Origin of the sequence: Methylomonas sp. DH-1, assembly GCF_046097555.1 — a bacterium.
Lineage (GTDB): Bacteria > Pseudomonadota > Gammaproteobacteria > Methylococcales > Methylomonadaceae > Methylomonas > Methylomonas koyamae.
Genome location: NZ_CP143089.1, coordinates 55,030 through 79,973, shown reverse-complemented (window position 1 = coordinate 79,973; position 24,944 = coordinate 55,030). Strand labels below are relative to the sequence as shown.

The 24,944-nt window shown below is 55.8% G+C and carries 23 protein-coding genes and 1 rRNA gene; 9 read left to right on the top strand and 15 right to left on the bottom strand.

The window, feature by feature from the left end; all coding sequences use genetic code 11:
- Positions 1-132 precede the first annotated feature (132 nt).
- On the bottom strand, positions 133-1,161 hold the full coding sequence (locus VXJ35_RS00340; RefSeq protein WP_064020024.1) for a FecR family protein: 1,029 nt from the start codon (positions 1,159-1,161) through the stop codon (positions 133-135).
- 142 nt (positions 1,162-1,303) lie between these two features.
- Positions 1,304-1,702 (bottom strand): RNA polymerase sigma factor, encoded by a 399-nt coding sequence (locus tag VXJ35_RS00335; RefSeq protein ID WP_269454919.1) that lies wholly within the window; start codon positions 1,700-1,702, stop codon positions 1,304-1,306.
- 64 nt (positions 1,703-1,766) lie between these two features.
- Between VXJ35_RS00335 and VXJ35_RS00330 the strand changes: the two genes are divergently transcribed.
- A complete protein-coding gene (locus VXJ35_RS00330) occupies positions 1,767-2,864 on the top strand; it encodes an IS5 family transposase (RefSeq protein WP_064020022.1) in 1,098 nt (365 codons plus the stop codon).
- Here VXJ35_RS00330 and VXJ35_RS00325 read toward each other — a convergent pair.
- The 3 genes from VXJ35_RS00325 to arsC form a co-directional block, all read right to left on the bottom strand.
- Positions 2,830-3,180, bottom strand: a complete 351-nt coding sequence (locus VXJ35_RS00325) for a hypothetical protein (protein WP_197495924.1) — start codon at positions 3,178-3,180, stop codon at positions 2,830-2,832. The genes VXJ35_RS00330 and VXJ35_RS00325 overlap by 35 nt on opposite strands.
- 535 nt (positions 3,181-3,715) lie before the next feature.
- Complete coding sequence (wrbA, locus tag VXJ35_RS00320; protein WP_064020020.1) at positions 3,716-4,303, bottom strand: NAD(P)H:quinone oxidoreductase; 588 nt, start codon at positions 4,301-4,303, stop codon at positions 3,716-3,718.
- A complete protein-coding gene (arsC, locus tag VXJ35_RS00315; RefSeq protein ID WP_064020019.1) occupies positions 4,303-4,650 on the bottom strand; it encodes an arsenate reductase (glutaredoxin) in 348 nt (115 codons plus the stop codon). Before arsC ends, wrbA begins: the two co-directional genes overlap by 1 nt.
- Positions 4,651-4,722: 72 nt before the next feature.
- Here arsC and hldE point away from each other — a divergent pair, with 72 nt between their 5' ends.
- On the top strand, positions 4,723-6,153 hold the full coding sequence (hldE, locus tag VXJ35_RS00310) for a bifunctional D-glycero-beta-D-manno-heptose-7-phosphate kinase/D-glycero-beta-D-manno-heptose 1-phosphate adenylyltransferase HldE (protein ID WP_064020018.1): 1,431 nt from the start codon (positions 4,723-4,725) through the stop codon (positions 6,151-6,153).
- Positions 6,154-6,169: 16 nt separating this feature from the next.
- Here the strand turns inward: hldE and VXJ35_RS00305 are convergent, their stop codons facing one another.
- Positions 6,170-7,075 (bottom strand): MBL fold metallo-hydrolase, encoded by a 906-nt coding sequence (locus tag VXJ35_RS00305; RefSeq protein ID WP_064020017.1) that lies wholly within the window; start codon positions 7,073-7,075, stop codon positions 6,170-6,172.
- A gap of 6 nt (positions 7,076-7,081) precedes the next feature.
- Entirely contained in the window at positions 7,082-9,811 is a 2,730-nt protein-coding gene (gene polA, locus VXJ35_RS00300) for a DNA polymerase I (RefSeq protein WP_064020016.1), read from the bottom strand.
- 150 nt (positions 9,812-9,961) lie between these two features.
- Between polA and VXJ35_RS00295 the strand changes: the two genes are divergently transcribed.
- Positions 9,962-10,558 carry a Uma2 family endonuclease gene (locus VXJ35_RS00295; RefSeq protein ID WP_064020015.1) on the top strand — a complete coding sequence of 199 codons (597 nt, stop codon included), beginning with the start codon at positions 9,962-9,964 and terminating at the stop codon, positions 10,556-10,558.
- Positions 10,559-10,567: 9 nt separating this feature from the next.
- Here the strand turns inward: VXJ35_RS00295 and VXJ35_RS00290 are convergent, their stop codons facing one another.
- The 3 genes from VXJ35_RS00290 to VXJ35_RS00280 form a co-directional block, all read right to left on the bottom strand.
- The gene (locus tag VXJ35_RS00290; protein ID WP_064020014.1) at positions 10,568-11,818 is read right to left on the bottom strand and encodes a dicarboxylate/amino acid:cation symporter; all 1,251 of its coding nucleotides are present in this window, start codon (positions 11,816-11,818) and stop codon (positions 10,568-10,570) included.
- Positions 11,819-12,004: 186 nt separating this feature from the next.
- Positions 12,005-12,814 (bottom strand): class III extradiol ring-cleavage dioxygenase, encoded by an 810-nt coding sequence (locus VXJ35_RS00285; protein WP_064020013.1) that lies wholly within the window; start codon positions 12,812-12,814, stop codon positions 12,005-12,007.
- A 96-nt stretch (positions 12,815-12,910) separates the two neighbouring features.
- A complete protein-coding gene (locus VXJ35_RS00280) occupies positions 12,911-13,891 on the bottom strand; it encodes a YiiX/YebB-like N1pC/P60 family cysteine hydrolase (protein WP_064023301.1) in 981 nt (326 codons plus the stop codon).
- A gap of 430 nt (positions 13,892-14,321) precedes the next feature.
- Here VXJ35_RS00280 and VXJ35_RS00275 point away from each other — a divergent pair, with 430 nt between their 5' ends.
- Positions 14,322-14,717, top strand: a complete 396-nt coding sequence (locus VXJ35_RS00275; protein WP_157198026.1) for a translocation/assembly module TamB domain-containing protein — start codon at positions 14,322-14,324, stop codon at positions 14,715-14,717.
- Positions 14,714-14,953, top strand: coding sequence for a Rho-binding antiterminator (locus tag VXJ35_RS00270; RefSeq protein WP_064020011.1), 240 nt, complete (start codon positions 14,714-14,716; stop codon positions 14,951-14,953). The genes VXJ35_RS00275 and VXJ35_RS00270 overlap by 4 nt, the downstream gene beginning before the upstream one ends.
- 121 nt (positions 14,954-15,074) lie before the next feature.
- On the opposite strand, the gene VXJ35_RS00265 is transcribed toward VXJ35_RS00270, so the two are convergent.
- Together VXJ35_RS00265 and VXJ35_RS00260 are read right to left on the bottom strand one after the other, a co-directional pair.
- Positions 15,075-16,016, bottom strand: a complete 942-nt coding sequence (locus tag VXJ35_RS00265) for a dienelactone hydrolase family protein (protein ID WP_064020010.1) — start codon at positions 16,014-16,016, stop codon at positions 15,075-15,077.
- Between the two features lie 196 nt (positions 16,017-16,212).
- Entirely contained in the window at positions 16,213-17,208 is a 996-nt protein-coding gene (locus VXJ35_RS00260) for a hypothetical protein (RefSeq protein ID WP_064020009.1), read from the bottom strand.
- Between the two features lie 628 nt (positions 17,209-17,836).
- On the opposite strand from VXJ35_RS00260, the gene VXJ35_RS00255 reads away from it, so the two are divergent.
- From VXJ35_RS00255 to lacI, 3 genes are all read left to right on the top strand, one after another.
- Positions 17,837-18,877: a site-specific integrase gene (locus VXJ35_RS00255; protein ID WP_408953922.1), complete on the top strand. Its 1,041-nt coding sequence runs from the start codon at positions 17,837-17,839 to the stop codon at positions 18,875-18,877.
- Between the two features lie 108 nt (positions 18,878-18,985).
- Positions 18,986-19,101, top strand: a 5S ribosomal RNA gene (gene rrf, locus VXJ35_RS00250).
- Positions 19,102-19,784: 683 nt separating this feature from the next.
- On the top strand, positions 19,785-20,867 hold the full coding sequence (lacI, locus tag VXJ35_RS00245; protein ID WP_000805902.1) for a DNA-binding transcriptional repressor LacI: 1,083 nt from the start codon (positions 19,785-19,787) through the stop codon (positions 20,865-20,867).
- Positions 20,868-20,959: 92 nt separating this feature from the next.
- Here lacI and tmpT read toward each other — a convergent pair whose 3' ends face one another.
- Positions 20,960-21,601: a thiopurine S-methyltransferase gene (gene tmpT / locus VXJ35_RS00240; protein ID WP_064020008.1), complete on the bottom strand. Its 642-nt coding sequence runs from the start codon at positions 21,599-21,601 to the stop codon at positions 20,960-20,962.
- Positions 21,602-21,734: 133 nt separating this feature from the next.
- On the opposite strand from tmpT, the gene VXJ35_RS00235 reads away from it, so the two are divergent.
- Positions 21,735-22,157 carry a helix-turn-helix domain-containing protein gene (locus VXJ35_RS00235; RefSeq protein ID WP_064020007.1) on the top strand — a complete coding sequence of 141 codons (423 nt, stop codon included), beginning with the start codon at positions 21,735-21,737 and terminating at the stop codon, positions 22,155-22,157.
- 28 nt (positions 22,158-22,185) lie between these two features.
- Here VXJ35_RS00235 and VXJ35_RS00230 read toward each other — a convergent pair whose 3' ends face one another.
- Both VXJ35_RS00230 and VXJ35_RS00225 read right to left on the bottom strand, forming a co-directional pair.
- Positions 22,186-22,728, bottom strand: a complete 543-nt coding sequence (locus VXJ35_RS00230) for a glutathione peroxidase (RefSeq protein ID WP_064020006.1) — start codon at positions 22,726-22,728, stop codon at positions 22,186-22,188.
- Positions 22,729-22,780: 52 nt separating this feature from the next.
- On the bottom strand, positions 22,781-24,811 hold the full coding sequence (locus VXJ35_RS00225) for a methyl-accepting chemotaxis protein (protein WP_064020005.1): 2,031 nt from the start codon (positions 24,809-24,811) through the stop codon (positions 22,781-22,783).
- Positions 24,812-24,944 lie beyond the last annotated feature (133 nt).

Genomic DNA, 24,944 nt, shown 5'->3' with positions numbered 1-24,944 from the left:
CCGGGTTTGGCAGCAATCCGGCTACTTTCGCAGCTTCCCAAATCTGTGCTGGCGTTTCTCAAGAGCCTTCCTTGCTGAAATCCGTTGCGGCCGGTGGCTGGCGGCGGTTAACTTCGATTCGGAAAATCCGCTTTACCGGTGGAGCACCACCCACCACGGGCCGATTCGGGTTTCTTTTAATGCCAGTGCCTGGCGCAGCGTCCGCAAGGCGCTTTCGGGATCGTCTAAAGAGAACACGCCACTGACGCGCAGCTGGTTCAGCGACGCGTCGCCGACAAAAATTCTGCCCAGGCGATAGCGCTCCAGCTCCGCTAACAGTTCGATCAGCGGCCGGTCATTGATTACCAAGCGGCGTTGTTGCCAAGACGTGGCTTGCTCCAGTGTCGCCGGTTCCGGCTGCGGCAAGGGTTGTCCCGCTTGAACATTCAATTGCTGCCCTTGCCGGATTTTGACGCCGGCGGGTTCCGGGCCGTTACCGATTAGCGTTGCCGCCACCGCATGCTCCTGCACAATGACGCGGGTCTGGGCATGACCGTTTTTGTAGACATCGAAAATCGTGCCTAGAGCCCGTATTTTAAGGTCGTCGGCGACCACCTCGAATGGCCGTTGCGCATCCTTGGCGACCGTGAAACGAACTTGGCCGTGGTGCAACACGATTTGCCGCGCATTCGAACTGAAATCCACTGAAATCGCGCTGTTGGTATTTAACAGCAAACGGCTGCCGTCGCTGAGTTGAACTTCGCGCAGCTCGCCGGTTTGGGTGCGATAGTCGCTGAGATAATCGCTCAGTAAATGCGCCTGTTTCGGCATGACCAGGCCGACCGCCACCAGCCAAGCTGCGGCGATAGCGATTGCCGGAGCTAGCCAGCGCTGCATGCCGACTTGGCGCAGCCGCTTCGTCAGCGGAACGGTTTGCGCTGTCTTGGGCGGCGCGACTGAGTTGCTTGCGCTTGGCGCAGGATCGCCGGCAGCCAACACCATGTCTTTGAACAGTTGTTCGGCGTCGGCGAAGGCTTCCGCGTGTGCCGGCGTTTGTCCCAACCATTCGGCGAAGGCTTCGAGATCGTCGTCGCCAACCTGATCGTCTCGCAGCCGGATCAACCAATCTATGGCCTGATCCTTTACCGAGAGGCTGCTGGCTGGGTCCGATGGGGCAATCATTTTGAATTGGCAATAGGATATTGGTAAGGCTATCTATAAAGACGTTTGCCGCGCTAAAACGACCACGGTAGAGGCGATTTTACCGATATCGCTATGCTGGCAGTTAATTGCGTTACGCGGTGGAGGTTAAGTGCGGCATCGGTCAATCGGGCATTTGTTGCGAGCAATGCCGCATCGCCTCGGCCAGTAATTTATTGACCTGGGATTTGGATATGCCGAGGCGTTCGGCGATTTCCGAGTAGGTCAGGCCTTCGGAACCGTGCAGCAAAAATACGGTTCGGGTCGTCGCCGGTAAGCTGTTAAGTGCGCTGTTCAACCTGGATAGCCGTTCCCTGGCCATCAGTATTTGCTCCGGTTGCGCCGCCGCCGACGCTACGGTATCGGCAATAGTGTCGAAATCGTCGGTTGCGCTATGCCGATCCCTGACGATGGTTTTACGCTGGTGGTCGATGGCCAGATTGACGGCTATGCGAAATGCCATGGCACGGATGTTATCCGGCGAATTTCTGCTAACAGGCTGGTGAAAAACTCGAAAAGCCAAGTAGGCTAAGGCATAGATGAGCCGCCAACTGTTAAAATAGGCTACCTAAATTTGGAGCCTTTCAATGCGCGGACACGATGCCATTCAAAATAGCTGGTTCAGCTACGTTAGCCTGGAAGAACGTATTCCCAAACAGCATCCGTTGCGTCGTTTACGTCTACTCGTCGATGGCGTATTGACCTCTATGAATGCCGTCTTTGCCGAGCGTTACTCGCACACTGGCCGCCCGTCGATTGCGCCCGAAAAACTGCTGCGCGCCTTGCTGTTGCAAGTGCTGTACACCGTTCGTAGCGAACGCCAGTTGATGGAACAGCTGGACTACAACCTGCTGTTTCGCTGGTTTGTCGGTCTGGGCATCGACGATGCTGTCTGGGAACGCAGCGTGTTCAGCGCCAACCGCGAACGGCTGCTGTCCGAAGCGCTGAGTCGCGAATTTTTTGAGCGGGTACTGGCCATAGCCGAATGGCAAAACCTGGTGTCCGACGAACACTTCAGTGTCGACGGCAGCCTCATTGAAGCCTGGGCCTCGCACAAAAGCTTCGTTAAGAAAGACGGCAGCGGCCCGGACAAACCCGCCGGCCGCAATCCCGAGGTCGACTTCAGCGGCGAAAAGCGCAGCAACGCCACCCACCAAAGCACGACAGACCCGGAAGCGCGGCTCTACAAGAAAGGCGAATACACCGAGGCCAAACTGCGTTACATCACCCATGCCTTGTCCGAGAATCGCAACGGCCTGATTGTCGATGTCGAAACCACCCAAGCCACCGGCACCGCCGAAATCGAAGCCGCGCAAACAATGATCAAACGCCGTGTGCCCAAAGGCGGTAGCGTCGGTGCCGACAAAGGCTATGACCAACCGGCTTTCGTCAACGGACTCAAGGCGCAAGACATCAAAGCCCATGTGGCCCGGAAAAAGACCGGCAGTGCCGTCGATGGCCGCACCGCGCGCGGCAAAGGTTACGCCCAAAGCCTCAAGCGCCGCAAAATCGTCGAAGAAGCCTTTGGCTGGGTCAAAACGGTCGGCGGCCTGCGCAAAACCCGTCACATCGGCTTAGCCAAAGTCGCTGGCCAAGCCTTGTTTTGCTTCGCCGCCTACAACCTGACGCGCTTGCTCAACCTATTGGTGTTCACGCCGAAACCGGCGTGGAGTGCGCCCACCTAGGGTGAAGTACGCCTGAAAACCGTCCACAGACGGCTTCAGGCGAATAAAAAGCCCTTGAAACAGGGGCAAAACGCTTGAAACTCGATGTCATGACCGATTTCAACACGAAAAAATCACGGCAACCGTGGGTAAGGGGAAATATCAGTGGGTTTTTCACCAGCCTGCTAATGCTTTGTTGCAAGCCGAGATAGGTATCGTGGGTCAATTCCGCCGCCGTATCCGGACATTTCAATCGGCCGTAAAAAAAGCGCAGTAGTTCGTTCGCCAGCGACTCGGTCCAGAAAGCGGAAATATCAGCGAACGGTTGTGCGCCCATATTGTGTGATGTGGGTTATTGACCGGCAAAATCAGTGGATTGTATTTTTGGCTCCAATAACCGCCAAAAATGGGCGCATTAGCGCTGAATCGGGAAATCTGAACTTCATTGAAAGCAAAAGCGGGGCCATATGCCAGGCTTCGGTTCGGATTGCGGCGATTGTGCGGGATAGGCTTATCGTTTTACGCGCTTAATCCAGGCTTGGCGGGGACAGCGCTCGACCGGAATAAACTCTGGCAGCGCCATATGATGTGGAATTGGTAAAACGGCAGCTAGTCGATGGCTGGTGTTAAGGTTGCTGAATAGGTGAAATGACACAGTCGTTAAGTCATATAACTCACTATGAGTCACGCCACAACTGTGCCGATAACGCTTATCCCAGGGAATAGGGCCGTTGGCTTATCCATTGGCGAGCACCAAGCCGTGGCCGATTACTGCGTTCTCGAAATAGGTTTTGCTGCCAATGCATTTCAATTCCAGCCCGCTACCCGACCGTCTGGATTCTCGTCCGACCCACCCGCCGCGATTTCCAGGATTAAGCTTTCAAGGCCAAAGCAGTCTTCGCCAAACGTTCGCCCAGCACCCAACACAAGCGCTTCTCGTGCTCGGTCAGTTCGGCGTCGGCTTCGGAACAGTGGCTGGGGCCGTAGGGTGTGCCGCCGCTGACGGTTTCTCGCAGCGCGATTTCGTTGCAGGGCAGGCTCATCAATAGCATGCCGTGGTGCATCAACGGCAACATCATCGACAACAGCGTGGTTTCGTGGCCGCCGTGCATGCTGCCGGTCGAGGTGAACACGCCGGCCGGCTTGCCCGACAGCGCGCCGGAAAACCACAGCGGTGTCGAGCTATCCAGAAAATACTTCAATGCCGCCGCCATATTGCCGAAATGGGTCGGGCTGCCCAGCGCCAAGCCGTCGCAGCCTTCCAGATCGTTTAACGTCGCATACGGCGCACCGTTGTCGGGAACGCTGTCGGCGACTTTTTCCGATACTGCCGACACCTCCGGCACGGTGCGCAGTAACGCCTCGGCGCCGGCCACCGACTCGACGCCGCGGGCGATATGCTGCGCCATTCGAGCCGTACCGCCGTCGCGGCTGTAATACAGGATCAGGATTTTCGCCATTACAGGATACTCAACACGGCTTCGGGCGGACGGCCGACGGCGGCTTTGCCGTCTTTCAACACGATGGGCCGTTCGATCAGTTTCGGAATTCTGACCATGGCCTCGATCAATTCGGCATCGCTCAACGACTTGTCGTCCAAACCGTTTTCCTTGTATTCGGGTTCCTTGGTACGCATCAACTCGCGCGGTTTCAGCCCCAGTTTCTGCAAAATATCCTGCAATTCGGCGGCGGTCGGTGGGGTTTTCAGATATTCGACCACTTCGGGCTGGATATTATTGGCTTCCAATAGCTTCAAGGTATCCCGGGATTTGCCGCAACGCGGGTTGTGGTAGATTTTCACGCTCATGCTTCGCACCTGTATCGCAATGGGTTGCGGCTATAATAGCACCCTTCGAATCACGGATTACTTCACACAGCCATGCAATTACCCAACTATTCCAACGCTCGGGTGCTGGTGGTCGGCGACCTGATGCTCGACCGCTACTGGCACGGCCCGACCTCGCGTATTTCTCCGGAAGCGCCGGTGCCGGTAGTGCATGTCAAACAGGACGAGTTCCGCGCCGGCGGCGCCGGCAACGTCGCGCTGAACATCGCCGCGCTGGGTGGCAAAGTCTCGGTGCTGGGCTTTACCGGCGAAGACCAGGCGGCCAACGCGCTGGAAAAATTGCTGAAGGACGCCGGGGTGTTGTGCCTGTTCCAAGCGATCCCGAATTACCCGACTATCACCAAACTGCGGGTGATGAGTCGCCACCAGCAATTGATCCGGCTGGATTTCGAGGACGGCTTTCACCAAATCGACAGCGATCCGTTACTGCACCTGTACCACGCCGAGCTGATGCAATCGCAAGTGGCGGTGTTGTCGGATTACGGCAAAGGCACGTTAAACAAAGTGCAGCAATTCATCGCGCTGGCCCGGCAATTGAGAAAACCGGTACTGGTCGATCCGAAAGGCAGCGATTTTTCGATATACCGCAACGCGACCTTGATTACGCCGAACCTGGGCGAATTCGAAGCGGTGGTCGGCCGCTGCAACGACGAGGCGCAGATCGTCGAACGCGGCCTAAATCTGATCGAGACCCTGCAACTGGACGCGCTGCTGGTCACCCGCGGCGAACACGGCATGAGTCTGCTCAGCAAAGATGCCGAACCGCTGCATTTGCCGACCCATGCCCGCGAGGTGTTCGACGTCACCGGCGCCGGCGACACGGTGATTTCGGTATTGGCCGCCAGCCTGGCGGCGAAAAAAACGCTGGCGGAGGCCACGCAACTGGCCAACATCGGCGCCGGCATCGTGGTCGGCAAAATGGGTACCGCCACGGTCGATACCGACGAACTGGCCGCCGCGCTGCAAGGCCCGCGGGCGCGGCACAAGGGCGTCTGCACCTTGCCGGAACTGCTGAAGGAACGCGCCGCCGCCAAACAAAACGGCGAAAAAATCGTCGCCACCAACGGCTGTTTCGACATCCTCCACCCCGGCCATGTGCGTTATCTGCAGCAAGCCAAAGCCCTGGGCGACCGCCTGGTGGTGCTGGTCAACAGCGACGATTCGGTCAAGCGTCTGAAAGGCCCGGAACGTCCGGTCAACGGTCTGGCTCACCGGATGGAAATGCTGGCGGCGCTGGAGTGCGTGGACTGGGTGGTGGAGTTCGCGGAAGACACGCCGAAGCAGGCCATCGACCAATTACTGCCCGACATTCTGGTCAAAGGCGGCGACTATACCGACATCACCAGCATAGCCGGCCACGACAGCGTACTGGCGGCAGGCGGCGAAGTGAAGATACTGTCTTTCATCGAAGGCCATTCCACCACCGGCATCATCCAGACCATCCGCGATAAATCTCGGCCGTGATGGCGCTGGCCGTACGCTAAGCCGGATTTTCCGCTACGAACGGCAAGCAGTACTGGTCGCCCTCGCGCGCCAGCCAGACCGGAAATCCCAATTGCCCGGCTTGCAACAGGCCGGAATAAATCGTATCCAGCTCGGCGTCGCTGCGGGTCGGTTCATGGTGGGTTAGAAACAATTGCTTAACCTTGGCCTGGGCTGCAATATCTAACGCCGAACGGTAGGTGCCGTGGCCCCAGCCGTGGCGCTCGGCGTATTCGGCGTCGGTATAGGAACTGTCGATGATCAAGGCGTCGACGCCGGCCATTGCGCCGACCACTTCTTCGTTTTTCTGATCGATCAATTCCTGCATCGCCGAATAACCGGGGTGCTGCTCCGGATAGGGGTTCAGCGGCGGCTCGTAATCGCCGGTGAAAAACAGCGAGCCGCCGCCGTCGTCGTCGACCCGGTAGCCGAAGTTGAATACCGGATGGTTCAACACGGTCGGCGTGACGCGGACGCTGCCGATCCGCACCGGTTCGCCGGCTTTCAACGTGGTGTAACGCACCTCCGCCTTCAGTTGCGCTTCGCTGATCGGAAAATAGGCGTGCTGTAACTGCACCCGCATCGCCCGCTCGATACCCTGATGGGTGACCGGTTCCAGGCCGCCGTAGATGTTGATCCGGTTGCCGGGCCTGAACATCGGCAAAAAAAACGGCAAGCCCTGGATGTGGTCCCAATGGGTGTGGGTGATCAAAATGTGGGCCGTCAGGTTGCGCTGATCGAGCAGCGTCTGCGCCAGGGCGTGAATGCCGGTACCGGCGTCGAGAATGATCAGATCGCCGGCGCTGCTGGTGATTTCGATGCAGGTGGTGTTGCCGCCGTAGCGGACGGTCTTCGGCCCCGGCGTGGCGATCGAGCCTCTGACGCCCCAGAACTTGAACTTCATACCGGCCTAATGCGCCTCGTCCCAGTTGGCGCCGCTGCCGGCTTCCACCAGCAACGGCACGGCCAACTCGGCAGCGGCGGACATGATGCCGGTGATGTTGGCCATGCTGTCCGCGAGAATCGGTTCCGCGACTTCGAACACCAGCTCGTCGTGCACCTGCATGATCATTTTCAGATCGGCACCGCTGGTTTCGATCCAGTCGTGGCAGGCCAACATCGCCCGTTTGATGATATCGGCGGCGCTACCCTGCATCGGCGCGTTGATCGCGGTGCGTTCGGCGTACTGGCGTTGGGCGGCGTTGCGGGCATTGATGTCCGGCAAATACAGGCGGCGGCCGAAGATGGTTTCGACGTAGCCTTGCTGCTTGGCCAATTCGCGCGTGCTATCCATGTAGTGCTTGACGCCGGGATACCGGCTGAAATACAGGTCGATGTAAGACTGGGCCTGGTTGCGCGGCAGCCCCAGTTGCTGCGCCAAACCGAAGGCCGACATGCCGTAAATCAAACCGAAATTGATCGCTTTGGCCGAACGGCGCAAGTCGTGGGTGACCTGGTCCGGCGCCACCTCGAACACTTCGGCGGCGGTAGCGCGGTGGATGTCGGCGCCTGCGGCGAACGCGTTCAGCAAGCCGGCGTCGCCGGACAAATGCGCCATGATCCGCAGTTCGATTTGCGAATAGTCGGCCGCGACGATTTTGTAACCGGGCGGGGCGATAAAGGCCTGGCGGATTTTGCGGCCGTCTTCGCTGCGGATCGGAATGTTCTGCAGATTGGGGTCGGTGGACGACAAGCGCCCGGTCGCGGCCACCGCCTGATGGTAGGAGGTATGCACCCGCCCGGTTTTGGGATTGATCTGCTGCGGCAACTTGTCGGTATAAGTCGATTTCAACTTGCTCAGGCCGCGGTGCTCCAGGATCACGCGCGGCAGCGCGTAATCCACGGCCAGTTCCTGCAACACCGACTCGTCGGTCGAGGGCTGGCCTTTCGGGGTTTTCTTCAACACCGGCAGGTTCAGCCGGTCGTACAGGATTTCCTGAATCTGTTTCGGCGAACCCAAATTGAATGCCGAACCGGCCAAATCGTGGGCCTGGATTTCCAAGCCTATCATCCGGTCCGCCAGTTCCTGGCTTTGCTGGGCCAGCATGTCGCTGTCGATCAGCACGCCGTTTTCCTCGATTGCTGCCAACACTTTGACCAACGGCAATTCGATGTCGTTATACAAAGCCCACAAGCTGGGCCGTTGCTGCAATTCGGCGGACAAGGTTTGGTGCAGGCGCAAGGTAATGTCGGCGTCTTCCGCGGCGTATTCGGTAGCGCGGTCGATAGCCACTTCGGCAAAGCCGATCTGCTTGGCGCCCTTGCCGCAAACGTCCTCGAAATGGATGGTGTCCACGCCCAGGTAATGTTTGGCCAGGTCGTCCATATTGTGCTTGGTCGCCGTGCTGTTCAGCACGTAGGATTGCAGCATGGTGTCGTGGCGAATGCCGCGCAGTGCAATGCCGTGGTTGGCCAGCACGTGGGCGTCGTATTTCAAGTTTTGGCCGAGTTTGGCGCGGTCGGGATTTTCCAGCAGCGGTTTCAAGGTCTGCAAAACAGCCTGCCGATCCAATTGCACCGGCACGCCGGGATAGTCGTGCGCCAGCGGCAAATAGGCGGCCTGTCCGGCTTCGATCGCAAACGAGACGCCGACGATCTCGGCTTCGCTGTAGTTCAAGCTACTGGTTTCGGTATCGAAGGCAAACAACTCGGCTTGTTCCAGCCGGGCCAACCACGCGTCGAACTCGGCTTGGCCGAGGATGGTTTGGTAGTCTTTTGCAACCGGCGCCGGTTTCGGCGCTGCTGCTGGTGCGGCCGGCTCGCCGGCGGTAACCGCCGCGTCGCCGTTCAGCGTTTTCAACCAACTGCTAAAACCCAAACTGCCCAACTGGTCCTTCAACGCGGCGATATCGGGGGCCTTGCGTTTCAGGTCGTCCAGGCTGTAATGCAAAGCCACGTCGCATTTGATCGTGGTCAATTCCCGCGACAACGGCAGTTGGCCCAAGGCCTCGCGCAGGTTGTCGCCGATCTTGCCCTTGATTTCAGCGGCGCTGGCGATCAGATTGTCCAACGTGCCGTATTCCTGCAACCACTTGGCGGCGGTCTTCGGCCCGACTTTGGGCACGCCGGGGATGTTATCGACCGCATCGCCCATCAAGGCCAGGTAATCGATAATCTGCTCGGGTTTGACGCCGAACTTTTCCTGCACGCCGGCTATGTCCATCACCGCGCCGGTCATCGAGTTTTCCAGAATGATCCGTTCGGTGACCAATTGCGCCATGTCCTTGTCGCCGGTGGAAATGATCACGTTGAAGCCCTGGCGGGCGGCGTTTTGCGCCAAGCTGCCCAGTACGTCGTCGGCTTCGACGCCGTGTTCGATGATCAGCGGCAGACCCAACGCGCGGATCAAGTCGTGCAAGGGTTGAATCTGCACCCGCAACTCGTCCGGCATCGGCGGCCGGTGCGCCTTGTATTGGTCGTACAACTCGTGGCGGAAGGTCTTGCCCGGCGCGTCGAACACGACCGCGAAATAGGGCGTGGCGTAATCGTTGATCAGCTTGCGCAGCATATTCGAAACGCCGTAAACGGCATTGGTCGGCTCGCCCTTGCTGTTGGTCAATGGCGGTACCGCATGAAAGGCGCGAAACAGAAAGGACGAACCGTCGACCAGAATCAGTTTATTGTTGGCGGAATCGGACATGTGCGATTAAAAGACAGATAGATGCCGGAACGATACAGGGCGAGCCAGAGCGCTGCAAGCGTAGAATTTCACACCCCGCCCATGCGCGCTTTTCTCGGCAGCGCTTGGCGCAGTAGACTTTAGCAATCGGTAACTTAGCAGAGCACGGTCATGGCCCCTGCCAAACTCAAAACCCGCATCAGCCCGGACCAATATCTGGCCGGCGAACGCCAGTCCGAACTCCGGCATCAATTAATCGACGGCGAAGCCTATGCGATGACCGGCGACAGCGAGAACCATAACTTGCTGGAAGGTAATATTTTCAATTTGTTCAAGAACGGCCTGAAAGGCAAGCCGTGCAAGACTTTCATGCACGACATGAATCTGCGCATCGCCGACGATTTTTTCTACCCGGACGTAATGGTGGTTTGCGGCGAAGATAAGCAGGACAACTACTACAAAACCGCGCCGGTGGTGATCGTGGAAGTCCTGTCCAAAACCACCCGCAAATTCGACCAAACCGCCAAACGCCTGCGCTGCCAGACCATTCCGACGCTGGAAGAATACGTGCTGGTCGAGCAGGATAAAGGCGAGATTCAGGTATTCCGCCGCAACCAGCATTGGCAGTCGTTTTATTACTATCTGGGCGACCGGATCGAATTCGCAGCGCTGGGTATCAGCCTGAGCGTGGCCGACATCTACGAGCAAGTCGATAACGAGGACGTCGCCGCGTTTAACCAAGCGCCGCCGGCCGAGCCGTTGCCTTAACCGGCGGCATCAAACGGGATTTTGCCGCGGCTGATCGACCAGTGCGGCAATGACCAAATCGCCGCTGACGTTCAAGGTAGTGCGGCACATGTCCAAAAACCGGTCCACCCCTAGAATCAGGCCCATGCCTTCGGCCGGGATGCCGACCTGCTGGGTCAAAATCATGATTAAAGGCAGCGAGCCGCCCGGTACGCCGGCGGTGCCGATGCCGGCCAGGATAGACATCAACACCACTTGTACTTGCTGTGCCAGCGATAGATCGACGCCATAGACCTGAGCCAAAAACAACACGGTAATGCCTTCGAACAGCGCCGTGCCGTTCTGGTTGGCGGTGGAGCCTATAGTCAGTACGAAGCGCGACACTTCCGGGCGAAGCTTCAATTCCCGCTCCGCCAATTCCAAAGAACGCGGCAGCGTGGCGTTCGACGACGCGGTGGCGAAGGCGTACAGATACACGTCGCGGCATTGCCGAAAAAATTGCCAGGGCGCAATGCCGCCGAACAGCCGCAGCAGCGCGCTGTAAACCAAGCCCTGTTGCAACAGCAGGCCGGCAACCACCACCAGCACGTAAAACCCCAGCGAGAACAAAATCTGGTGGCCGAATTTGAAGGTGGATTGAAATACCAACGCGAACACCGCCCACGGCGCGAACTGCATCGCCGCGTCGACCACGCGCAGACAGGCAGCGTAAGTTTCTTCCAGCAATTCCAGCCAGCGCGACGGTTTACCGCCGTTCGCCGCCGCCAACGCCGCGCCGAACGCCAGCGAAAAAAACATCAACGACAGCATTTCGCCGTCCAAAGCCTGTACCGCGCTTTGGAGCGGATTTTTCGGGATGATCTCCAGCAACGATTGCACCACCGGCTTGGCTTGCGCCACGTTTTGGCTAATCTTGTGCACGCCGGCCGCGTCGCCGAGCATCTGCGAAATATCCAGACCGGTGCCGGGTTGCAACAGATTGACCAACGACACGCCGATTACTACCGACGCCGAACTGGCCATCACGGTGAACAGCAAAGTACGCTTGGCCACCCGCGCCAGACCGTGGTGGCTGCTGAGCTGGTAGACGCCGAGCATCAGGCCGCTCATCACCATCGGCACCACGATCATGAAAATCAAACGCAGGAAAATCTGACCGACCGGCTCCAGCAGGTAACGGTTGAACATCTGCAAGCCGCCGTTGCCGGCGAAACCGTGGCAAACCAAACCGGCAGCGGCGCCAAGCACGAGACTCAGCAACAAACGATGGTGGTGTTTCATAGAATGGAATGGGCGAAAAGCGGAACGACCTTAAGTTGATATTGAACGTGCGAGTCGCGAGCGATAGGCTTCGCGTTGTTCAGCACATCTATGAGCTGGCTTCCCATATATTGCATAACGCCTGAGCCACAGGCAGTTTTGGAGTGAGCGGCAGCGAACGGAAAAACTGTCCTGTACAGCGATTTGCTAGCTTTCATGCTCCCACAAATACATGCTCGATTCTTTGTTGAGAATTTGCAATTCAAAAGATTTTGTACAAGAAGAAGCTGCAAACCCATAACAGACTTGAAGGGGCAATAAATGCTCCTCTCTGGGGTGGCAATAGCGAGCGGAAGGAGCTGCCTCCCAATTTATTAACCTTTTGGTTCTTTCTTCTTCCGAAATGCTTTTATTCGAACAAGTGTCAATCAACCAACGCTCAAATGACGTATTCGCATTCTGAGAATCTACCGTTTCCGGTGCAAAAAAGGCTCTCATATTGTGGAAGGAAAACCCCGAACCAATCAGAAGGATCGATGGATCGCGCAAGCCCTGGAGTGCACGCCCCAGATTAATGTGTACTAGAGGATCAAGGCCTTTAATGAGTGACAACTGCACGCAGGGTATGTCTGCTTCTGGATACATGATCTTTAACGGCACGAACAGCCCGTGATCGAATCCTCTGGCGCTGTCAGTACTCGCATTGATGCCCGCTTTTTCAAGTTGCCTGATGATGGAACTGGCTAGGGCCGGACTGCCGGGACAGGGGTATTTGATTTCATAGGACTCTGGCGGGAAGCCGCTGTAGTCGTAAATCAAACTTGGGTTTGCACCGGAAGTAACGGTTGCAATGCCAGCCTCCCAGTGCGCACTAACAACAATAATTGCAGCAGGTTTAGAAATCCTTGCAGCGATTTCCTTCAGGCAAGAAACCATTTCGGTATGAGTACCGTCACCAAGAAGTGGCAGTGGGCCACCCCCATGAGATAAGAACAATGCTCGACGTTGATTATTCATAAGTACTCTCTAGTGAAAGCTAACGCTATGCTTAGTGGCAGCAACAAGCAGAGCGAGGAACGAGTGGTGCTTTTTGATGTCCACTGGAACTAATTGTTAAGTGTTTTCTATCACATGAGAACTATTACTGATTCTTAGATCAGTTAATTCAATTAATTTTTGGTAAAGCATGATATGTATGGCTGCATATTTAAGTCGTTTGGCTTGCCAGATCCTCATGTACTGTTCATACATATAGACATACCTCTGTTTAGAATTAAGCGCACTCTTTAATTCAGCGACAGCTATTTCGTTAAGCTTTTCTTTTGATACAGGAAGAGACATGAATAATTCTTGAGTGTAACGCCAAGGATTAGCGTTCACCTCATGCTGCCACATGAACAGATAACCAGATTCCATAATAATATTGGTTATTTGTCCATCATGCTGAATATTTTCTAGCAGATAATTAGAAAGCTGTTCAAATGTTTGAATGTCTTGGCCAGTTACACTTCTGGTTTTTGTAAAAATACTGTTGGTGATATTAGCCTGATTTTCTAACGGGTTTTGTGTGTTTGCGAATTCAATTTCAGCATCAGTGGCCTTCCGAACGCAATCAGAAACCCGAACAGTAAATTCTGAGTCATCCAATTCTTGCGGTGCGCAATATGAGCTATTCTTTACGAGTTTCAAACCCACACTCTCAAATGATTGAGCTACTAAGCGTGAACAAAACTGTCTGTTAGTTTCTGATTTTTTTGATAATGGATTTTTTGTGTTTATTGCATCTTTTACAGAATACTGTTTACCTACCTCATTTCTCGCAAATGCACATGCCGCATCAATTAACTTGCGATCTATGCCATCTTTAAGCCTTAACACTTGAATATACTTCTCGTCATCAAATAGCAATCTTTGAACATTTCCAGCCTGAACGCCATCCCCATCTGAATGGATATAACTTCCATCACCTACATGCAACATCGCATGAGAGTAATCACTTGACGTAAACGCCTTTATTGCTTTGCTGACTATATGTTTTTGTGTAGTCAAAAATATATCGCCAGCCTGTAGTTTGGCTATTTCAATGATGTACATGCTTACAACACTTAACAAGTTATTAGATAGTTTCTGTATATCTACCACGAAGCCTACGTCGCCACAATAAATTCGTAATCGGTAAGGATTTTCCCTTCCGTATATCATTCGAACTGCGCCGATAGCGGTCTTTGCGGTCGTCATGTTAACCATTACCGCATCTCTTGGCCGGCAGTTTCAGCACAACGCAATCGGCGCCGCGTGCTCGACCGACTGCCCCACGATTGTCATTAGCGGCTTCGGTTTTATCAGGATTTGTTTAGCCCGTATGATGCGAACTCGAAGCTCACCGCAAGCTTTTCCGCATTTGACGCAAAGTTGCAAAGCCACGGCCAATCCGAAACTCGGCGGCGGCGCCATCGTCGAGCAATGCCGAGCGCAACGTCGAACTGAGCCTGTCCCTGCATAACGAAGACAGTGAGTTCCCGGAATGGAAGATCCGCAGCCCGTTTGCAGCTGCCGACGTCGCCATCCTACTCGGCGATCGAGTCAGTTTTTCCGGTTTGGGTTTGACCGCCAAGCAGGCCGGACGCTTACAGTTGCGGAAGCCGGCCGACGCCACAAAGTTGAACGGTTGAGTCGGTATGAAGGAAGGCCGCTACCGCAGACGCTGTGCAAGGCTAAATTCCTGTTCAACGGTCCGCCGGCCGAGCCGTGGCTGGATGTGAAAGCCTACCGTTTGTCGAAAGACCAAAAAATTTCTGCGATACTGGCCGTTAGCGGCCCGGCAAAAGCGCCACAAACCCGGATTTACTCTGAACCGGAATTGCCGGAATCCGATACCCCGGCTTATTCGATCACCTGCTCCTTAGGAGACTCGCCATGACCCAACCCATCGCCTGCGATTTGCACGATTATCTGGAAATCGCCTGTATGTACGGTTACCGCGTGCGGCTGACGTTGAAAGACGGCCGCATTATCAAAGCCAAAGCCGTCGATACCGGAACGACGGCGGACAAACGCGAGTATTTGCAACTCGATAGCGAGCGGGTCGAAACCCACTGCCTGGCAAAAATGGAAGTTCTGACGCCCAACGCTGCATTCGAAGAAGTGCGGTTTTGATCGCTTGCCGTGCTGCGAGATCCGGCCGGTTCGCGCTTGTCGCCGCAAAAGCCGGTCGACAAACGCGACAGTCCAACGGGGCTTAGGACTTTACCGGGCCGGACCGGCGCGCGTTACGCCGTTAAAGTTGGCGCCGGAAAAAGCGGACGGTTTTCTGACGCGCGCTATAAGCTTGCTCAACCTCCGGAATCATCTCCACCGTACCGCCCCTACCCAAATGGGCGAAATTATCCGTGATCGCGATCGGCACCATTAGTCGGTCCCAAGCGTGGGTAGCATTCGGATAACTGACGACGTCGACCAAGGCTTGTTCGTCGGCCGGAAGAACGGCTTTCAAGGCATGACACGGCGCCGCGCTTTCGTCGTAACCATCCAGCTCGCCGATCTGAATCATCACCGGCGCGCCGGTCAACGGGTTGCCGTTTTGGCTGCCGAAGCTGAAATACGGCAAACGCGGATTGTTGTATCCGTAACACAACGGATAATTGGCGACATGTGCTTTAAACCGGCGGCCGTCGCCGTAGTGCTGCGTCACCTGCTCGGTAGCGCTGGCCAAGGCCATGATCGCACCCCAGGAAAAACCCATTACGCCGATACGCTCCGGGTCTATTCCTTCCTGCTTGCTCAAAAACGCCAGTGCGGCAAAGGCGTCGGGATAGGTCAGAATAGGTAATAGCGGGCGATTGGCGGGGGACGTAACGCCGCGCGCTTCCCACATGTCGATTTCCAGCGTGGCGATCCCGGCTTCCAGCAATTCGCCGGTATAGAAATCGCCGCGGGAATCGATGCCGGCGGAACCATGCAAAATCACAACCGCCGGCAAACCGCCACGGCAATGGCGTTTGGCCGGTATCGACAGTTTGGCTTTAACGGTTAACGGCCCCTGACTGACCACACCGCCCGGCACGGCGGAATCGAATGCCAATTTTTCCGATTGGATCTCGACAAACTCGATTGACGGCCGGCGTTGCTCGGTGCAGTTCGGACGGTCGTGAGCCTGAACCCCGATGAAGGCATTCGCCATTAAAAAGCCCGCCAATACGGCGTAGCGGCATATTTTCATAATCGTTTCCTCTGCAGATGGATTTAACACCAAACCGGGCGCTCCGGATTCTAGCCTTTATACTAAGGCGCAGAAGAGTATAGTCTCTCCCGGCAAAACGCAGTTGCCGCTCAACCGGGGCGGCGCAGAGTTGAAATCAAGAGGTGGGTAAGATTGCCAAACCGGCGCAAGATTCGCCGCAGCCGCTTCCGTCAAATTAGTTAGTCGAACCGGCCTTCTGCGTGTAGGAAAGAATTCTATTGACGTTAAACCCCGCGACGGATTCGCGGCCTTCGGCTTTCAATTCCGTCCCTACCGGTAGACTCAATCTTGCATCTTTCGAGACGCAAAGCGCCTTTTCGCCGATCAACAAGGGTCGGCCCTCGATTTCCGGTTTGGCGCATCTCCGCGAACCGCCGTAATGCCAGCCGGTTACTGCGAATACCTTGGTCGTTTCTACTCCGAATAAATACGTGTATCCGTAACCGATTCCGAGCCCAATTCCGCTAACCCCGATGTATAAGCCAAGCATCAAAGTCACCGGGATTCTAATCCAGCTGATTTGCAGCATTTTTTGGAATTGCCCTTTCGTTTGGTAGTGAGTGCCGACACGACTCCGGGCGTTTTCGGCTAAAACGACCATGCCGATTGCAAGGACAACTCCGACGCCAATACCTACGGATAAGCCGAAGTCGCTGGGTAAAATCGTGCTCAACGTTATGTCGACCAAGCAACCGACGATAGAAAGAAACAGGACGCAAGTGCCCAAGATTGCCAGCAATCTAAACCTGCCGAGCAAGTCCGCCGGCCGATTGGCGCGGAAAGTCGATTGCCCGTTCGCCGGCGTGGTGATCATGTAAACCGCTAACCCGAGCAACAGTACTAACTTGTCTGCATACGGGAAGGTAACGAACACGCCTGTGATACTTGCTACCGACAATGTCGCACCCGCTGCCATCGTGCACAAACCGACATAATGTAAGGGCTTCAATTTTAGCGGCCGGTTCTTTTCGATGGGGATTACATTGACGAACGCGAGATGCCTCAATTTGTACGTCAAAATGACAGAGGCAAGCGTACCGATACCGAAGAAAAGCCACGACATGGTGGCTTCCGACCAGCCGAAATGGCTTTGCAACATGCTCATTCCTACGACTGTCGCGAGCACCGATAACACCAACGCAAACGCTGAAGCCAAACCTTTCAAACTCATGATATTTTTCCGTATTCAATAATGTCGCGAAACGCCTTCGCCTTAGTCCCCATGCTGCTGCGCCAGTCGGAATACAGATAACGCACTCGCCTGGCTGGCACCTGCTTCAGCGCTAATGGATGATGGTTACGATCGCCCTTGCAGCCTGAATTCGAGCGCGGTTACGGCTCCGGGCCCCCGTTACCACGCACAGAGGAGCCTGGCCGGAAGGCGGTTAAGTATAGATGTATAACGCTAAGCGGCCGACTTTGGGAACTAGCGGCGATTCAAGTTCTGGGGGCTTTGTTGCATCAATCACCTGCAGTCCCCATTGAGTGAGGAAAATCACTGACTGCGAGCCGAAATGCCCAAGCCACAATCCCAAAAATACAGAACAACCAGTTGGCGCGATTACAACCAATCCTTGAAGCAACGTGGTTCGATGTTGCTATGGATCGATACAAAATGGACTGGTTGGCAGCGGGAAACGCGGTCGAGCCGAAAAGCGTTATGATGCAGCGCTTCAAGGCCTGCCGACATCATAACGGTTCTGGCAAATATTCTGAAATGAGCTGTTGACAATTAATCATCCGGCTCGTATAATGTGTGGAATTGTGAGCGGATAACAATTTCACACAGGAAACAGACCATGGAATTCATGTCCAATTTACTGCCCGTACACCAAAATTTGCCTGCATTACCGGTCGATGCAACGAGTGATGAGGTTCGCAAGAACCTGATGGACATGTTCAGGGATCGCCAGGCGTTTTCTGAGCATACCTGGAAAATGCTTCTGTCCGTTTGCCGGTCGTGGGCGGCATGGTGCAAGTTGAATAACCGGAAATGGTTTCCCGCAGAACCTGAAGATGTTCGCGATTATCTTCTATATCTTCAGGCGCGCGGTCTGGCAGTAAAAACTATCCAGCAACATTTGGGCCAGCTAAACATGCTTCATCGTCGGTCCGGGCTGCCACGACCAAGTGACAGCAATGCTGTTTCACTGGTTATGCGGCGGATCCGAAAAGAAAACGTTGATGCCGGTGAACGTGCAAAACAGGCTCTAGCGTCCGAACGCACTGATTTCGACCAGGTTCGTTCACTCATGGAAAATAGCGATCGCTGCCAGGATATACGTAATCTGGCATTTCTGGGGATTGCTTATAACACCCTGTTACGTATAGCCGAAATTGCCAGGATCAGGGTTAAAGATATCTCACGTACTGACGGTGGGAGAATGTTAATCCATATTGGCAGAACGAAAACGCTGGTTAGCACCACAGGTGTAGAGAAGGCACTTAGCCTGGGGGTAACTAAACTGGTCGAGCGATGGATTTCCGTCTCTGGTGTAGCTGATGATCCGAATAACTACCTGTTTTGCCGGGTCAGAAAAAATGGTGTTGCCGCGCCATCTGCCACCAGCCAGCTATCAACTCGCGCCCTGGAAGGGATTTTTGAAGCAACTCATCGATTGATTTACGGCGCTAAGGATGACTCTGGTCAGAGATACCTGGCCTGGTCTGGACACAGTGCCCGTGTCGGAGCCGCGCGAGATATGGCCCGCGCTGGAGTTTCAATACCGGAGATCATGCAAGCTGGTGGCTGGACCAATGTAAATATTGTCATGAACTATATCCGTAACCTGGATAGTGAAACAGGGGCAATGGTGCGCCTGCTGGAAGATGGCGATTAGGTCGACCTGCAGGCATGCAAGCTTGGCTGTTTTGGCGGATGAGAGAAGATTTTCAGCCTGATACAGATTAAATCAGAACGCAGAAGCGGTCTGATAAAACAGAATTTGCCTGGCGGCAGTAGCGCGGTGGTCCCACCTGACCCCATGCCGAACTCAGAAGTGAAACGCCGTAGCGCCGATGGTAGTGTGGGGTCTCCCCATGCGAGAGTAGGGAACTGCCAGGCATCAAATAAAACGAAAGGCTCAGTCGAAAGACTGGGCCTTTCGTTTTATCTGTTGTTTGTCGGTGAACGCTCTCCTGAGTAGGACACTCGAGGTCGACGGTATCGATAAGCTTGATATCTACCGTTCGTATAGCATACATTATACGAACGGTAGGATCCTCCTGCGTTATCCCCTGATTCTGTGGATAACCGTATTACCGCCTTTGAGTGAGCTGATACCGCTCGCCGCAGCCGAACGACCGAGCGCAGCGAGTCAGTGAGCGAGGAAGCGGAAGAGCGCCTGATGCGGTATTTTCTCCTTACGCATCTGTGCGGTATTTCACACCGCATATGGTGCACTCTCAGTACAATCTGCTCTGATGCCGCATAGTTAAGCCAGTATACACTCCGCTATCGCTACGTGACTGGGTCATGGCTGCGCCCCGACACCCGCCAACACCCGCTGACGCGCCCTGACGGGCTTGTCTGCTCCCGGCATCCGCTTACAGACAAGCTGTGACCGTCTCCGGGAGCTGCATGTGTCAGAGGTTTTCACCGTCATCACCGAAACGCGCGAGGCAGCAGATCAATTCGCGCGCGAAGGCGAAGCGGCATGCATTTACGTTGACACCATCGAATGGTGCAAAACCTTTCGCGGTATGGCATGATAGCGCCCGGAAGAGAGTCAATTCAGGGTGGTGAATGTGAAACCAGTAACGTTATACGATGTCGCAGAGTATGCCGGTGTCTCTTATCAGACCGTTTCCCGCGTGGTGAACCAGGCCAGCCACGTTTCTGCGAAAACGCGGGAAAAAGTGGAAGCGGCGATGGCGGAGCTGAATTACATTCCCAACCGCGTGGCACAACAACTGGCGGGCAAACAGTCGTTGCTGATTGGCGTTGCCACCTCCAGTCTGGCCCTGCACGCGCCGTCGCAAATTGTCGCGGCGATTAAATCTCGCGCCGATCAACTGGGTGCCAGCGTGGTGGTGTCGATGGTAGAACGAAGCGGCGTCGAAGCCTGTAAAGCGGCGGTGCACAATCTTCTCGCGCAACGCGTCAGTGGGCTGATCATTAACTATCCGCTGGATGACCAGGATGCCATTGCTGTGGAAGCTGCCTGCACTAATGTTCCGGCGTTATTTCTTGATGTCTCTGACCAGACACCCATCAACAGTATTATTTTCTCCCATGAAGACGGTACGCGACTGGGCGTGGAGCATCTGGTCGCATTGGGTCACCAGCAAATCGCGCTGTTAGCGGGCCCATTAAGTTCTGTCTCGGCGCGTCTGCGTCTGGCTGGCTGGCATAAATATCTCACTCGCAATCAAATTCAGCCGATAGCGGAACGGGAAGGCGACTGGAGTGCCATGTCCGGTTTTCAACAAACCATGCAAATGCTGAATGAGGGCATCGTTCCCACTGCGATGCTGGTTGCCAACGATCAGATGGCGCTGGGCGCAATGCGCGCCATTACCGAGTCCGGGCTGCGCGTTGGTGCGGATATCTCGGTAGTGGGATACGACGATACCGAAGACAGCTCATGTTATATCCCGCCGTTAACCACCATCAAACAGGATTTTCGCCTGCTGGGGCAAACCAGCGTGGACCGCTTGCTGCAACTCTCTCAGGGCCAGGCGGTGAAGGGCAATCAGCTGTTGCCCGTCTCACTGGTGAAAAGAAAAACCACCCTGGCGCCCAATACGCAAACCGCCTCTCCCCGCGCGTTGGCCGATTCATTAATGCAGCTGGCACGACAGGTTTCCCGACTGGAAAGCGGGCAGTGAAGGCCTAGTGACGCAAGTTCGGCTATACGCGCTGCTGCACACCATCTAGCCGCGAAAACGGCCTGCCGCCACCAGTCCGGCGGCCGCGGCTTTCAGTTCGCTTTTTCCAATAACCAAGTGGCTTCGACCGCCGCCACCATGCCTTTCAAGCCGCCTTCGACTTCGCTGCGCGCTAGCGGCGTCAAGCGGTAATTGCCGGCATAGAGGCCAAGCACTTCGTCGGCGACCACAGAAAACGGCGGGCCTTCGGCCAGCAGTTGGTCGTATTCGTATGCCACCAGCAACTGCGGCGCACCGGCGGTCAAACCGGTCAAATGGGCTGCGTATTTTCGCCGTATTTCCGCTGGCAACGCGACTAAGGCGGCGCGGTCGTAAACGGCGTCTACCGGACCGAGCAGTTCGGCCGACAGTTGGAAAATGTCGCCGACGAACAGATCGATGTTATCCGCCCGGTAGTGCCATAGCGGACCGGCCGGTTTGATTTGCGCCGCCAATTCCAATTCGTCGAATAATTCCTCGACCGCGATCTTGCTGAGTTCCGCGCCGGCAACGCGGAAACCACGGTCCAGCAGCCAAGCGATGTCGCGGGTCTTGCCGCACAAGGGCAGCAAAACCCGGCTGCCGGCCGCTAAATTCAGTTTATCGAAATAGGCAACCAACAACGGATTGGCCTGTGGCTGATGAAAGCCTATTTCGCGGCGTTGCCATCTTTCGTGCCAAAAATTCGCATCCATATTTAATCCTCACGGGTTCGGGTTCGATGCCATGGCGCCGCGTTGCCTCGGGCATTGCGGCGAATGGGGTTCCGGCTCAGAATACGAACTCAAGCCGACTTTAAGTCAAGTGTTAATTTCGAAAGGAACGCTGATGGATATTGCCGAGGTGGCGCGGATTTCCGGATTGCCGGCGTCCACGTTGCGGTATTACGAGGAAAAAGGCCTGATCCGCTCTAGCGGCCGAATCGGGCTGCGGCGGCAGTTCGATACCGCGACCTTACAAAGGCTGGGGCTGATTGCGATGGGCCGGCGCGCCGGGCTTACGTTGGACCAGATTGCCACGATGTTTTCGGCCGAAGGCACCAACATCGACCGCGATTTGTTGCGAGAGAAGGCGCGGGAACTGGATCGCACGATACGGGAATTGGCCGCGATGCGCGACGGCCTGCTCCATGCCGCCGACTGCACCGCAGCCAGCCATTTCGAATGCCCGAAATTTTTGCGCTTGCTGAAAGTGGCCGCGCGCAAGCCCGCAGCAGGCAGAAGCGGGAAAAACGTCAAGAACGGCGGCTAGCGCGCGGCGAAGCCTCCCCCTCACGGAATCAATGCCCGGACAGCAATTCGCCGATTTTGGCGTCCAATTGCTCCGGCGTGGCGTTACTGGGAAAGGCCGAGATTAATTCGCCGTTGCGGCCGATCAGATATTTATGAAAATTCCATTGCGGCTCCTGGCCGCTGGCCTTGGCCAGTTTCCGGAAAAATGCGTTGGCATTGGCTCCGGTTACGGCACTTTTTTCCAGCATCGGGAAGGTCACGCCGTAATTGATGTAACACACTTTCGCGGTTTGCTCGGCATCGTCGAATTCCTGGTTGAAATCGTTGGACGGAAAGCCGACCACCGCCAAGCCGCGGTCCTTGTATTTTTGGTACAAGGCTTCCAGGCCTTTAAATTGGGGAGTGTAGCCGCAATTGCTGGCAGTATTGACCGCGAGCACCAGCTTGCCTTGGAAGGCCTGGCAAAAGTCGATTTGCTCGGTCGAACGCAAGCGGGCCATTTTAAAGTTCAACAAATCGCCGCAAGTTTCGGCGCCGAATGCCGGCAACGCGGCGGCGCAGATACTCAACAAGAACACCAAAGTTTTCATAATCGTTCTCCGCTGTAACCAGGCAGCCCAGTTTACCGGGCTGCCCGGCAAGTCAAGCGCCGATCTTGAACTGGTTAATCAAGCCGTTCAAATTTTCCGCCAGCCGATTCAGATGGCTGGCGGCTTGCGTGGTTTGTTCGGCGCCGGCCGCGGTTTGTTCCGACAGGCTGGTGATGTGGATGATGTTGCGGTTGATTTCCTCGGTCACGGCACTTTGCTGTTCGGCGGCGCTGGCAATCTGCAAATTCATCGCATCTATCGTCGCCACCGAGCGGCTGATCGATTCCAACATCTGCATGGCGTCTTGCGAGCGCTCGACGCCGATCTGGGCCTGGTTGCAGCTCTGCTGCATCACGCGCACCGCCTCGCGCGCGCCGTTTTGCAATTGGGCGATCATGTTTTCTATCGTTGCGGTCGATTCCTGGGTCCGGCTGGCCAGACTGCGCACTTCGTCGGCTACAACCGCAAAGCCGCGGCCGTGCTCGCCGGCTCTAGCGGCCTCGATCGCCGCATTCAGCGCCAACAGATTGGTCTGTTCGGCGATACTTTTGATGACGTCGAGCAAGGCGCCGATCGATTCGCTGCTTTTTTCCAGGTTTCGAATCACGTTGGCGGCCGCTTCCACGTCCCGCGCCAACTGGCTGATGGCCTGGGTGGTATTCTGCACCACGTTTTTGCCATTTTTGGCCTGTTCGTTGGCGCTGCTGGCGGCTTGTGCCGCGTTACTGGTCGTGGCGGCGACGTCGTGGATCGTTGCGCTCATTTCGGTAACCGCGGTCGCCACCGAGGTGGTTTCCTGGCGTTGCCGGTCGATATGGGCCGCGCTCTGGCTGGCGACGGTGTAGACCTGTTCCGACGATACGTGCAGCTCGTTGCTGGTATACATAATCTGGCGCAGCAGCGCCGAGCTGGTTTCGACCATGACATTGAAATTCTTGCCGATTTCGTGCATTTCGTCTTCGGAGTCGATATGCAAACGCACCGTCAAATCGTTCTTGGCAATCCGCTGGGTGGCGCTATTGATCAGCGCGATATTCCGGTTGACCGAACGGGTCAGTCCGGCCAACAACAAAACCACGGCGAGCAGCACGCCGGCCAGGCCGGCCACCGTCAGTTGCAGAGACCGGTTCGCGGCGTCGGCGCGGGCCGCGAACAAACTGCCGAGTTCTTGAATCAGGCCGTTGTAAAGTTGGTAAGACTGGGTGATGGCATCGGTGGCGGTCTGAAACACGCTGTCGCTGTCGACGCCGATGGTTTCGCTTTCCAGTAGTTGGCGGCGGATTAAATCCTGCATCGCCTGCAACGCCTGGTTATGGTTTTGGATCGGGGCCTGCAAGCTGACGCCGACAGCGGGATTTTCGGCGGCCGCCACCTTTAGGCCGCTATCCAACTTTTGCGCATAGGTGTCGATATTGGCCATCAGAAGCAGCAGTTTGTTTTTGGTTTCGGGGCTGAGTTGGCCTTTTGCCGCAGCGCCGGAGGCCATGGCCCGGGCTTGGCCCATGAACTCGATCAGTCGCGGCAAATCGGCGGTTAGCGTGAAGCCCAAATGAAAGCTGTCCAGCTTCGGGTCGAGAATGATGCCGGAGGTGTTGGCGACATGGGTGATCAAATCCAGGCCGTCGCCAATCAAGCCGTTATGGGCGGCGATGACCGTGCTCAGCTCCTGATCCATCGCATTGGCTTGGACGGTAGCCCATTGCTGCCTCAGCTTGGCCAACCGCTCGCTAGTTTTCAGACGGACCGTTGCCGTTTGGTCCAGCCGCACCAGCTCGGCGAAATCGGCATCGATCTGCTGGCGTTTGCCGAGGATGCGTTCCTTGAATTGCTCGGCACCGTTGCGGTAGGCGTTGGTCATGCCCCGGTGTTGCTGAATATGCTCGATCGGTAGCCGTAACAGTTTGATGTAGTCCAAGCCGAGCCGCTCGCCTTCCAGGTAATCGGCTTCGCCGGCAAACTGCTTGACCAGGACGCTGCCCATCGCCAACATCGGGATCAATACGATCAGGAACAACAGCGTAAATTTGGCCGGATAACTAAGCCTGTTCATCAAGGCCACGGCCGGTGCAATCAAAAAATCCATAACTAAACCTTTGTAATTAGCTGTGACAAAGTATAGGCAATCATTTTCTCCGCCGCATTTGCAGCAGGTAAATTTAGATGCTAACCGGATCGTGAATACCCGAGTCGAAATCCTTTGTAAGCCAATGGTATTT